We start from the raw sequence: 12,263 nt of genomic DNA, 5'->3' as shown, positions 1-12,263 counted from the left end.
GGCTCAGCTCGCCTCCGCGGCCTTCAGGCTCGTCACGACGTACTCGACGAGCCGGCCGACGGTGAGTTCGATGATCTCGTCGAACTCCATGCCGGCCAGGAACTCGGCGAAGTTGATCCGGTCGCCGTAGCGCTCCTGGAGCAGCCCGGCCAGCGTGACCAGGTCGATGCTCTCCAGCTCCAGGTCGCGGTTGAAGGTGGTCCGCATGCCGATCCCGATGTCGTCGAGGCCGTACTCGTCCCGCAGGAGCCGCGCGAGCATGCCGGTGACGTCGGCGAGGACGGCCTGCTCGTCGGCGGTGACGGGGATGCGGGGGGTGGGGTGCGTCATGGGGTGTCGTACTCCTCTGCGGTGGGGTGTCCCGTCGTCCAGGCCACTACGTACGAACGGGCGGGCAGCCGGGGCGGGTTGGCCGCCGGCGCGCAGTGCACGGGGTAGGCGCGGGCCAGGCGGCCCGCGACGGTCAGCCGGTCACCGGCCGGGCTCGCGTCGAGCACCGTGAAGTCGCGCGGCCGGCCGCCGAATCCGGTCCCCTCCGCCTTGGCGACGGCTTCCTTGGCCGCCCAGAAGCGGGTGAACCACAGCGCCACGGGATCGCCGCCCTCCGCCGACAGGCGGTGCAGCAGCCGCAGTTCGGCCTCACCGAGCGCCGCGGCGAGCGCCTCAGGAGCGCGGTCGGTGACCTCCTCGATGTCGATCCCCGGCCCCGGGCCGGGCCCGCGCGGCCGCGCGATCGCGACGCCCGCCTCGGCGCAGTGCGCCAGCGACACGTCCAGCGGTGGCAGTTCCCGGCCGTGCACCCCGGTGACGTACGGGCGGCCCCGGTCGTCGTTGCCCACCCGCAGTTCGGCCGGGAAGACCGGACCCTCGCCCTGGTCCCACAGCCACTGCCGTACCGCGTCCTTGACCGCGATCCGGCCCAGCAGCCACTGCCGGCGCCCGCGCGGCGTGTGCTCCGCGTACTGCGAACGCTCCGGTCCGCCCAGGGAGTTGCGCATGATCAGCTCCCGGGAGGCCAGGTCGGGCCACCGTTCGTGCAGCAGCTGCCAGCCGCCGGGACGGGTCCGCGACAGCGTGTGGCGCCCCGGGAAGCGCTCGACGGGCCGGGTCTCGGGGTCGTTGTCGAAGCGGCGGTCCTGCCAGCCGTGCAGCTGCGCCCACACCGTCCCGCCGACCGTCAGCTGCACGTCGGCCTCGAGGAACGCGTCGGTCAGCCCGGTGATCCGCACCAGGCACCCCACCTCGCTGCCCGGCGCCGGGTGCGGCCCGTGGAAGCGCATCTCCCGCATCCCCACGGGGAACACCACGGTCCGTTCCGTGCGGGTCGCCATGATCCAGTAGCCCAGGATCTGGCCGACGTTGTCCAGCAGCGCACCGGGAGCGGCCGGGGCGGTGATCACCCCGCGCACATGGCGGTCGCCGATCGCGGTGAGCTCGGTGACGCCCTGGAAGGCCGGGCCGTGGAACATCCACCGCTCGTCGTAGAGCTGCGCCGCGGTGTGCTCCGGGACGCGCTCGGTGCCGGGGTCGACGGCCCAGGGGGCAGGGGGCGGGAGCGGATGGGCATCGGCCAGTTCGACGGTGGCACGGGCCCGCGGGCCGAAGGAGACGGCGAGCCGGTCCGCGCCCTCGGCCGTGACGGTCACGGGCACGTCGACGGCCGGTGTGGCGGTGAGCCACTCCTCGAAGCGCGCGCCGTGCACGGCGACCGGCACCCGGCCGGGCGCCGCCTGCCGGACGGCGTCCATGATGTGCTGCACGATCGTCGTCGCCGGGACGACCGGCCACCGGTCGGCGACGTCGGGCCAGCCGGGCCGCTGGGGGAAGAAGCAGTGGTCCAGCAGATACGGCATGGCCTCGGGGGAGACCCGCACGCTGCCGCGCCAGGGTCCGGCCGCTCGCGCGGAAGCAGGTGCGGGTGCGGGAGCCGGTACGGATGCCGGGGCTCGCGCCGTCATGAGGGCCGCCGCGGTGTCCGCCGTCTCCCGGAGCAGGGCGGACAGTTCCGCCGCCATCGGCGAGCCCCCGGCCAGCGCCTCCAGCCCCGACCCGCCGACAGGGCCCGCCGTGTCCGAGGAGGAGGGCCCCACGGTACGCGGCGCGGTGAGTCCGGCGCGCAGTTCGGCGAGCCGCTCCGGCGCGAGGGACACCAGCGCGCCGTCCAGGTCGAGCCGTACCGGTGGTCGTCCGGTCCGCCCGGGGCGGGTGCGTGGGGAGTCGCGGTCCGTGCCGGGCGGCAGGGCGGGCGCGACCGCGGCTCCCGCCGTCCATACCGCGGTGGCCGCCCGGCGCAGCTGGGCGAGGCCGGTGCGGTGCGGCGAGTTGGCGGCGACGACCAGATGGTCGCGTTCGCCCAGGGTGTCGGAGACCAGGGAGCCCAGCTGACCGGGACCCGCCTGGACGAAGACCCGGTGGCCTGCCGTGTACAGCGCCTCGGTCAGCTGCCGGAAGCGGACCGGCTCCAGCAGATGGCGGACGAACAGGGCCCGTGCCCCCGCCTCGTCGCGGGGGAAGGGCGCGGCCGTGGTGCCCGACCAGACCGGTGTGTGCGGCGGACGCAGCCGGAACCGTCGGGCGGCCTCCTCGATCGGGCCGAGATGCGGTTCCAGCATGGGCGTGTGGAAGCCGGAACGGAACGGCAGCACCTGGCTGAGCACGCCCCGGGCGCGGAAGGCCCGTACGAACTCCTCCACCGCCGGCTCGGGGCCGCACACCATCGACTGGCCCGGCGCGTTGTCGTGGGAGAGGACCAGGCCCGCCCCGGTCCCGCCCTCGTCGCGCAGGGCGGCCAGGACCCGCTCGGCGGACGCGCCGACCGCTGCGAAGGCCAGCCCGGGCACCGACACCGAGTCGGGGTCGAAGCCCGCCATGAACGCGTCGACCTCGTCCCCGGCGTACATTCCGCCCGCCGTCATGGCCGTCCACTCGCCCACACTGTGTCCGGCGACCGCGTCGGGCACGATCCCGCTGCGGCGCAGTGCCGCGTCGAGGAGCCGGCCGACGGCGACGACCGAGAAGCCGTGCCGGCCGACGTCGCCGGTCCGGTCCCCGGCGACCGCGGGCGCGGGCAGCGCGAAGTGGGCGGCCACGTCGTCGACCCGCGGGGTGAAGTCGCCCTCCAGACCGGGGAACAGGAACGCCAGGGTGCCCCGCCCGGCGCCCAGCAGGGGTCCGGGCCGGAACCAGACGTCACCGCGGCCGTGCCAGGCGCGTCCGGCGGCGACCGCGCGGCGCGCCAGCGCGAGCCGTTTCGCGCTCGGCTCGACGACGCCGAGGCGGGCCGGACCCGCGTCCGGGTGCGGCAGGGACGCGGCGAGTCCGGCGGCCCGCACCGTGGCGTCGTCGGCGTCCAGCAGCGCGGCGAGACGGGCGGGGGAACCGGCGGCGAGCAGCAGCACGCGCTCCGGCTCGGCGACCGCGAGCGCCGGCCGGGCAGCCGCCGTCGCGCGGGGCCCCCGGGCTCCCGGCGCCTCCTCCAGCACCACGTGCGCGTTGATCCCGCCGAACCCGAAGGCGTTGACGGCGGCCCGGCGCACCGGCTGCCCGGGGCCCGTCTCCCAGTCGGCCGCCTTCTCCAGGGTGCGGAAGCGGGTGCGGGCCAGGGCGGGATGCGGGTCGTCGCAGTGCAGCGTGGGGAGCAGCGTGCCGTGGTGGACCGCGAGCGCGGCCTTGACCAGGCCCGCGACCCCGGCGGCGGGCATGGTGTGCCCGATCATCGACTTGACCGAGCCCACGACGGCGTCCTCGTCACCCGGGCCGAACACATCGGCCAGGGTGGCCAGTTCGGCTCCGTCGCCGGCCGGGGTCGCGGTGCCGTGCGCCTCCAGCAGCCCCAGCGAGCCCGGCTCGGCCGGGTCCAGACCGGCGGCCCGCCACGCCTGCCGCACGGCCCGCGCCTGACCGCCCGGATCGGGGTTGACCAGCCCGGCCGCGCGGCCGTCGCCGGCCACCCCGGTCCCGCGGATCACGGCGTACACCCGGTCGCCGTCGCGTTCCGCGTCGGCCAGCCTCTTGAGGACGACGACGCCGGTCCCCTCGCCGATCAGGATGCCGTCGGCGTCCCGGTGGAAGGGGCGGATGCGCTGGCTGGGGGAGAGGGCGCGCAGCTGGGAGAAGACGCTCCACAGGGTGATGTCGTGGCAGTGGTGGACCCCGCCCGCGAGCATCAGGTCGCAGCGTCCGGTGGCGAGTTCGCCGACCGCCTGGTCCACGGCGACCAGCGAGGAGGCGCAGGCCGCGTCCACGGTGTAGGCGGGCCCGCGCAGATCGAGCCGGTTGGCGATCCGGGACGCGGCCAGGTTGGGCACCAGGCCGATCGCCGCCTCGGGGCTGTCCGGGCCGAGCCGCTCGGTGAACGCCTCACGGACGCGGTCGAGTTGGCCGGGGGTCAGGTCGGGCAGCAACTCCCCGAGCGTGTGCACGAGTTGTCCGGCGGTGCGGACCCGCTGGTCGAGCCGGACCAGGCCCGGGGTGAGGTAGCCGCCCCGTCCGAGGACCACGCCGACCCGCCCCGGGTCGGGCAGCCGGTCCCGTCCCCCCGCGTCGTCGAGGGCGGCCGAGGCCACGTGCAGCGCGATCAGCTGGTCCGGCTCCGTCCCGGCCACCGAGTGCGGCATGATCCCGAACCGGGTGACCTCCACCTCGGCGAGCGCGTCCACGAACCCGCCGCGCCGCGCGTACACCCGGTCCGCCACGGCGGGACCGGACGCGGTGCCGGGGCGGTAGTAGGCCGCGTCCCAGCGCCCCGGCGGCACCTCGCCGACGGCGTCCACGCCGTCGCGCAGGTTCCGCCAGTACGCGTCCAGGTCGGCGGCGCCCGGCAGCATGACGGACATGCCGACGATGGCGACCGGCACCTGAGAGGCCGTCACCGACGGTCCGCCGGCGCCCTGTCGGGGTGACATCACCGCGCGGTCACCAGCCCGAGGCGGTGTAGACGACGGCCGTGGCGGACTCGTCGCCCCAGGCCAGCTCCCGCAGCAGCGCCGCGGTCCCCTCCTCGGGATCGATCAGCCCGACCCCGCGCCTCGCGTAGGCGCGGGCCAGCTCCGCGCCCACCATGCCGGCGTGTCCGGGCGCGGGCGCCCACGGCCCCCAGTGCACGGTCAGCGCGCGGTGCCCGGTGCGGGCGGCGAACGCCGCGCCGAGGGTCTCCAGCGCGTCGTTGGCGGCCGCGTAGTCCACCTGGCCCCGGTTGCCGAGGACGGCCGAGACGGAGCCGAACAGCACGGTGAACGCGGGCGCGGTGGACAGGTCCGCGAGCGCGGTGAGCAGGGCGTCCGCGCCGGTCGCCTTGGTGGCGTAGACCCGCTGGAAGGACTCGGCGGTCTTCTCCGCGACGAGCTTGTCCTCGATCACTCCGGCGGCGTGCACCACGCCGTCCAGCCGGCCGTGCTCGGCGTGGATCTCCTTCACGGCCTGGAGGACCGCCCCGGGCTCCCGGAAGTCGACGCAGCGGTACCGGGCCCGGCCGCCGAGCGCCGCCACTTCGGCGAGCGTGGCCGTGATCTCCCGCTGGGCCAGCAGCAGCGCGGCCGCCCGGTTGATGTCCGCCGGGGTGCCGCCGCCGCGGGCCGCGAGCACGGCCCGCAGTTCGGCCGGGGTGCGGGCGGCCGCCGTGTCCGCGGCCTCGGGGCCGTCCGGCGCGGGGGTGCGGCCCAGCAGTTCCAGCCGGCAGCGGGCGGCACCGGCGAGCGCTGCGGCGAACTGCGCGGTGATGCCCCGCGCGCCGCCCGCGAGCAGCACCACCGAGTCCCGGTCCAGTCCCAGCGCCGCCGCCTCGGCCGCGCCGTCCCCGGCCGGTCCGGCGCCCGTGCTGCCCAGCGTCCCGAGCGGCGCCTCCACCAGCTCGAAGCCGTGCCGGCCGGCCGCGGTCCGCAGCACCACCGGGAGGCGGTCGGGCGCGACGGCCTCCGCGGCCACGGCGTCCGCGACGGCGGTGGGCGAGACGTCGGCGAGTTCGACGAGCCGGGCCGCGGTCCGCGGGTACTCGCGCACCACGGTCCTGAACAGGCCGCGCAGTCCCGCCGTCCGGGCGTCGGGTGCCCCGTCGTCGGCGCCGCGGACGCACAGCAGCGTGCGCGGACCGCTCGCCAGGGCCGCCTTCAGGACGGGAAAGGCGTCCGGCAGCACGGGGCCGTCGCCCCCGTCCGCGAGCGCCCCGAGATGGAGCACGCCGTCCACGGGCCCGTCCGCCTCCGTCACCAGGTGGTCCCGTGCCCGTACGGCGACCTGCGCGCCGTAGGACAGCAGCCGGGCCGCGGTCTCGGGGGCCTCGCCCAGCAGGATCCACCGGGTGCCCGCGAGCACGGCGGTCGGGGCGCAGTCCTGGGCGGCGCCGGCGCCCGTCAGGTCACCGGCCCGTTCGCCGCCCCGGTCGCCTGTCGCGCCGTCGAGCAGGACCGGCCGCAGGACGTACCTCCTGGGAGGTTCACCGGACACCTCCGGCGCGCCCCCGGACGCCGGCACCGAGGCCTCCCCGGTCTCCGCGGCTTCCCCGGCCCCCGGGCCCGCCGTGGCCGGCACGGGCCGGCCGGGGTGATCCGCGGGAGGCGTGTGCGGGGGAGCGGGCGAGGCGGCGGGTGCGCCCGGGGCGTCCGGCGTGTGCACCGGGTCCGGTCCGTCGGGGCCGTCCGGCGCGGTCAGCCGGGCCGTCAGCCAGTCGGTCACCGCGGCGGCCGTGCGCGCCTTCGCCAGTTCCTCCAGCGCGTCGTCGTCCAGCGAGGCGAGGTCCGCACCGGCCGCCGAGCCCAGGCGCCTGGCCAGCTCGCCCGCGATCTCGGCGCGTTTGATGGAGTCGATGCTCAGGTCGGCCTCGAGGTCGAGGTCGGGCTCGATCATGTCCACGGGGTAGCCGGTGCGTTCGCTGATGATCTCCAGCACGATCCGCAGCACGTCGGCCGGTCCGGTGGGCCCGTCCGGCCCGGGCGGGGCGGAGTCCCCGTCGGCAGGCGTCCGCGGCACCGGGGCCTGCTCCCGGTCCGGCGCGGCGGCGGGCACCGCCGGTTGTCCGGCGGGCACGGTGGGCAGCGCCTGGATCACCTGCGCGGGCCCCGCGACGGGGGCGGGCCGCGCGCCCGGCGCGGCGCCGAAGTAGGTGAGCAGCACGTCCCGTTGGGCGGCGATCATCTCCCGGCTGGTGCGCAGGAACTCGGAGATCAGCGCGTCCCGGTCGGACGGGACGCCGTGCGGTGGGTTCGTCGTCACAGTCGCCACGGTCCTCTCGATGGGTTCCACGACTCGTCGGGCCGGTGCGAGCGCGCCCGGCAGGAGGGCGCCGTCGGCGGTGCGGACCAGGTGCCCGTCGACCGTCCAGCCGGGGCGCGCGGGCACGGGCGTGCGTACCGCGTCCACGGCGTCCCGGCCGCGCAGCAGCCACTCCGTGCGGACCGGCCGGCCCGCGACGGCGAGCCGGGCCAGGGCGTCGAGCCAGTCGCGCAGACCGCCGCCGGGGCGGGGCTCGCAGGCCACCGCGCGGTGCGGACGGTCGCCGAGGATCTGCCCGACCAGCCTGGTGAGCACCGACCCGGGACCGGCCTCCACGAAGACGCGCGCACCCGCCTCGTACATCGCCTCGATCTGCTCGGCGAAGGCGACCGGGGCCCCGATCTGGGCGGCGAGCGCGGCCCGTACGGCGTCCGGTTCCCCGGGGTACGGCGCCGCGGTGCGGTTGGACCACACGGGGAACTCGGGCGCGTGCACGGGCCGGGCCGCCAGCGCCTCGGCGAACCGGTCGGCGGCACCGGCGACCAGCGGGCTGTGGAACGCGCAGGCGACGGGGATGCGCTTGGCCCCCAGACCCGCCTCGCGCAGCAGCCGTACGGTCTCGGTGACGGCGTCCGTCGGGCCCGAGATCACCGTCTGCTCGGGCGAGTTGCGGTTGGCGACGACCACGGAGTCCGGCGCCCCCGCCGTCCGCAGCGCCCGCACCACGTCCTCGGCGCCGGCGGCCACGGCGGCCATCGTCCCGGGATCCCCGCCGGCGGCCTCCGCCTCCCCGCCGGACCCGCTCGCCCCGGCCGGCCCGGTCACGCCCGCGGCGGCCAGGATCGCCGCCGCCCGCTCCGCGCTCAGCTCCAGCAGGGTTTCCGGGCTCAGGGCGCCGGCCGCGCACAGGGCGACCAGCTCGCCGTAGCTGTGCCCGGCGGCCATGTCCGGGACGACCCCGGCGGCGCCGAGCACGGCGTGCGCGGCGAGCCCGGCGACACCGAGGGCCGGCTGCGCCACCCGGGTGTCGGTCAGCGCGGCCTGCTGACGGTCGCGCACGGCGTCGTCGAACGCGGCCGGCGGATACAGCGCGTCCGCGTGGGCGCGTCCCAGCTCCAGGTAGGGGCGCAGCTCCGGGAAGGTGACGAAGAGGTCGGCGAGCATGCCGGTGCGCTGGCTGCCCTGCCCCGGGAAGAGGAACGCGACCTTGCCGTCACCGGGTTCACCGGGCGTGGCCCGGTGGATCCCGCGCACGGCGTCGAGCCCGGCCGGATCGCCCGACAGCCGCCGCAACTTGTCCACCAGGTCGTCCACATCGGTCGCCACGACCGCGATCCACGCCGGTTCCCCGCTCGCGTCCGACCGGCGTGCCGCGCTCAGCGCCAGGTCGCGCAGACGCCAGCGGGCGCCCTGCGCCTGCGCCGCCGCGAGGAGTTCGTCCACCGCGCGCCGGGCCGCGGCGGCGTCCCGCCCGCGGAAGACGAACAGTTCGGCCGGCCAGGCGTCCAGTCCCCGCACCGGTGGCGTTCCGCCGGCGTGCGCGCTCACCACCACATGGAAGTTGGTGCCGCCGAAGCCGAACGCGCTGACCCCGGCGATCCGTTCCCCGGGTGGCGCCGCCCAGGGCCGGGCCCGCGCGTGGAAGGCGAAGGGGCTCCGCTCCGCGTCCCAGGCGGCGTTGGGCGCCTCGACGTGCAGGGTGGGGGGCCGGACGCCGGTGTGCAGGGCGAGCAGCGTCTTGATCAGCCCGGCGAGTCCGGCGGCGCACTTGGTGTGCCCGATCTGCGATTTCACCGAGCCGATGACACAGGAGCCGGGTGCCGCCCCGGCCCCGGCGAACACCTCGCCGAGGACACGCAGTTCGGTGCGGTCGCCGACGACGGTCCCGGTGCCGTGCGCCTCGACCAGACCGACGTCGGCGGGGGAGACGCCCGCGTTGCGGTAGGCGCGTTCCAGAGCGGTGCGCTGGCCCTCGGGCCGGGGCGCGGTGAGGCCCAGGGACCGTCCGTCGCTGGAGGAGCCGAGGCCCTTGATCACGCCGTAGACCCGGTCGCCGTCGCGTTCGGCGTCCGCGAGCCGCTTGAGGACGAGGCAGGCCACGCCCTCGCCGAGGGCGATGCCGTCCGCCGAGGCGTCGAAGGCGCGGGAGCGGCCGGTGGGGGAGAGGGCGTGCACGGAGGAGAACAGCACGTAGTCGTTGATGCCGTTGTGCAGGTCGGCGCCGCCGCACAGCACCAGGTCGGAGGTCCCGCCGGACAGCTCCTTGCAGGCGACGTCCACCGCGGCCAGCGAGGAGGCGCAGGCGGCGTCGACGGTGTAGTTGGCGCCGCCGAGGTCGAGCCGGTTGGCGATCCGGCCGGAGATGACGTTGGCGAGCATGCCGGGGAAGGAGTCCTCGGTGAGCCGTGGCAGCTGCTCGTCCAGTCCGGCCGGCACGGAACCGTGGAAGGAGGGCAGCACCGCCCTCAGCGTGGCCGCGTTCGACAGGTCGCTGCCCGCCTCCGCGCCGAACACCACCGAGGTGCGGGAGCGGTCGAAGTCCCGTTCGCCGTCGCCGTACCCGGCGTCCTCCAGGGCGCGCCGGGCCGCCTCCAGGGAGAGCAGCTGCACGGGCTCGATGCTGCCGAGCGACGTGGGCGGGATGCCGTACCGCAGCGGGTCGAAGGGGATGCGGGGGAGGAAGCCGCCCCACTTGGACGGGGTCGACGTGCCGTGGTGGACGGCCGGGTCCCAGCGGTCGGCCGGCACCTCGCCGACCGCGTCGACGCCCCCCACCACGTTGGCCCAGAAGGCGGGCAGGTCGGGCGCCTGCGGGAACATGCAGGCCATCCCGACGACGGCGACGTCCAACGGGGCCGGGACGGCGGGCTCCCGCTGCGGCTCCACCGCGCCCGACTCGGCCGCACGCTCAGAGAGTTGAACGGCCGCACCTTCCGTCACGGACGTGTGCAGCGCCGCGAGCGTGGTGGTCGCCGAGCGCAGCACCGCCACCTGCCCGGCCATGAACATGCCCTCGGCGAGCTGGCGCCGCTCGTCGACCGGGGCGAGGGCGCCGTCGGGGTCCCGGGTGACGCCCTTGCTCGCGATGCGCAGCCGTCCGACGTTGAGCCGCTCCAGGGCCTCCCAGGTCTGCCGGTCCCCGGCGCCCTCCGCGCGCAGCCGCCTCTCCTGCTCGCGGTAGCCGGCGGCGAACGGGCTCGGCAGACAGCGGGTGGCGTGGCCCGGCGCCGACTCCAGCAGGGTGGTGCGCTCGGCGTCCACGACCTGCCGCTGGAACAGCGGCCGGATGGCGCCGTGGGCGACGGCCTCCTCGGTGAACAGGTACGCGGTGCCCATCAGCAGGCCCACGGCCGCGCCGCGCGCGGTGAGCGGGGCGGCCAGCGCGGCGACCATCGCGGCGGACCGCTCGTCGTGCACTCCGCCCGCGAAGAACACCTCCAGGCCGTCGGCTCCGTGGACGGCCGAGAAGTCCTCCAGGACCGCCAGCTGGGCCTCCCAGAGCGCGAAGCCGGCCCGGGGGCCGACGTGCCCGCCGCACTCGGAGCCCTCGAAGACGAACCGGCGCACCCCGGCCTCCAGGAACTGCCGCAGCAGCCCCGGCGACGGCACGTGCAGGAAGGTGCGGATGCCGTCCCGCTCCAGCGCCTGCGCCTGGGAAGGGCGTCCGCCCGCGATGATCGCGTGCGTCGGCCGCAGCTCCCGTACGGCTTCCAGCTGCGCGGTGCGCACGTCCTCCGGCGCGAAGCCGAGCACGCCCACCCCCCAGGGCAGGCCGGCCACCGCGTCCCGGGTCTCGGCGAGCATCGCCCGGGTCCGCGCGCCGTCCGCCAGGGCCAGGGCGAGGAAGGGCAGCGCCCCGTCGCGGGCCACCGCCGCGGCGAACGGGGCCCCGTCGCTCACCCGGGTCATCGGCCCCTGCGCCACGGGCAGCCGGGTGCCGAGCGCCCGGCTCATCGGGGACCCGGACCGCAGCGCCCGTGAGGCGGTGTCGTCGCGCAGGGCGTCCAGGACGGCGTCCCGCAGCGCCCGCACGCTCCTGCGCACATCGCCCCAGCGTTCGGCGAACCGGGCCGCGAGGAAGCCGTCCTGGCCGACCGGGAGCAGCTGGGTGCGCGGGTCCCGGGCGCCCAGCAGCGCCGCCACGTCGTGCGGCCCCGCGTCACGCGCGGGCCGCGGGGCGTCCGGGCCGCGACGGCGCAGGACCCGGTGTCCGGCGAGGACAACGGTCTCGGAGCCGTCGAGGGTGCGCAGGGTCGCGGCGGCGGGCCCGGTCAGCGCCGACTCGGCGAGCAGCGCGAGCTGGCTGTCCAGGACGACACCTGCCGCGCCGCCGGCCACCGCCGCGGCGGCCGTGTGCGGTCCGATGCCGCCGCACGCCCACACCGGCGAGGTCACCCCGGGTGCCGCGAGGAGCTGCTGGAGCAGGACGAAGGTGCTCAGTTCGCCGATCGGTCCGCCGCACTCGGCGCCGCGGGCGATCAGCCCGTGCGCCCCGGCGCCCAGCGCGTCGAGCGCGCCCGCCAGGTCCGTGACCTCGGCCAGCACCCGGTGGCGCTCCGCCAGGGCGGCGATCGACCGGAGGGTCGCGGCGGTGTCCGAGGTCCCCGGGGCGCCGGCCGGCCACGCGCCCACCACCACGGTGTGCGGGCCGTCTGGCTCCAGGTCGGCGGGGTCGAGCCGGCAGTGCGCGCCGATCCGGACCCCGAACCCGCCGGGGGACGCGCGGCGCATCCGGGAGAGCGCCTCGCGCGATCTTCGGTCACCGGATCCGAGGTCCAGTACGCCGAGTCCGCCGGCCCGGCCGACGGCCAGGGCGAGCCCGGCATCGGGTTCCCCGAAAGGAGTGATGCCGATGATCATGTCCTCGGAACGCACAGCGGACGTCATTGATTCTCCGAATCAAGGTGAGACTGCACGGTGGGGGGTTCGGGACAACAAAGGCGGCTCACCGGATTCCAGCGGGCACAGGACCACCGCGGAACGCCGTTCTGAAGCGCGTGCTCGAAACGCGTTGAAGGTAGTGCGCTGGTTACTCACTGGTCAACGTTCGAACGATC

3 protein-coding genes are annotated in these 12,263 nt (G+C 76.7%); all 3 read right to left on the bottom strand.

The annotated features are described in order from the left end of the window. Window positions 1-3 precede the first annotated feature (3 nt). The 3 genes from Saso_RS28055 to Saso_RS28045 all read right to left on the bottom strand — a co-directional run bounded on the left by Saso_RS28055 (window position 4) and on the right by Saso_RS28045 (window position 12,093). Complete coding sequence (locus tag Saso_RS28055) at window positions 4-330, bottom strand: acyl carrier protein (RefSeq protein WP_189924150.1); 327 nt, start codon at window positions 328-330, stop codon at window positions 4-6. After that, window positions 327-4,835 (bottom strand): type I polyketide synthase, encoded by a 4,509-nt coding sequence (locus tag Saso_RS28050; RefSeq protein WP_229901383.1) that lies wholly within the window; start codon window positions 4,833-4,835, stop codon window positions 327-329. The genes Saso_RS28055 and Saso_RS28050 overlap by 4 nt, the downstream gene beginning before the upstream one ends. 79 nt (window positions 4,836-4,914) lie before the next feature. Next, complete coding sequence (locus Saso_RS28045; RefSeq protein WP_189924156.1) at window positions 4,915-12,093, bottom strand: type I polyketide synthase; 7,179 nt, start codon at window positions 12,091-12,093, stop codon at window positions 4,915-4,917. Between the last annotated feature and the right edge of the window lie 170 nt (window positions 12,094-12,263).

It is taken from the genome of Streptomyces asoensis (assembly GCF_016860545.1).
Taxonomy (GTDB): Bacteria; Actinomycetota; Actinomycetes; order Streptomycetales; family Streptomycetaceae; genus Streptomyces; species Streptomyces asoensis.
The sequence above is the reverse complement of the archived record's forward strand: the minus strand, read 5'-3'. Positions and strand labels throughout refer to the sequence as shown.

What these genes read in the sequence shown, in the direction of transcription:
- Saso_RS28050 (WP_229901383.1), bottom strand. Translation starts at nt 4,835, where the DNA reads ATGTCCGTCATGCTGCCGGGCGCCGCCGACCTGGACGCGTACTGGCGG.
- Saso_RS28055 (WP_189924150.1), bottom strand. Translation starts at nt 330, where the DNA reads ATGACGCACCCCACCCCCCGCATCCCCGTCACCGCCGACGAGCAGGCC.
- Saso_RS28045 (WP_189924156.1), bottom strand. Translation starts at nt 12,093, where the DNA reads ATGACGTCCGCTGTGCGTTCCGAGGACATGATCATCGGCATCACTCCT.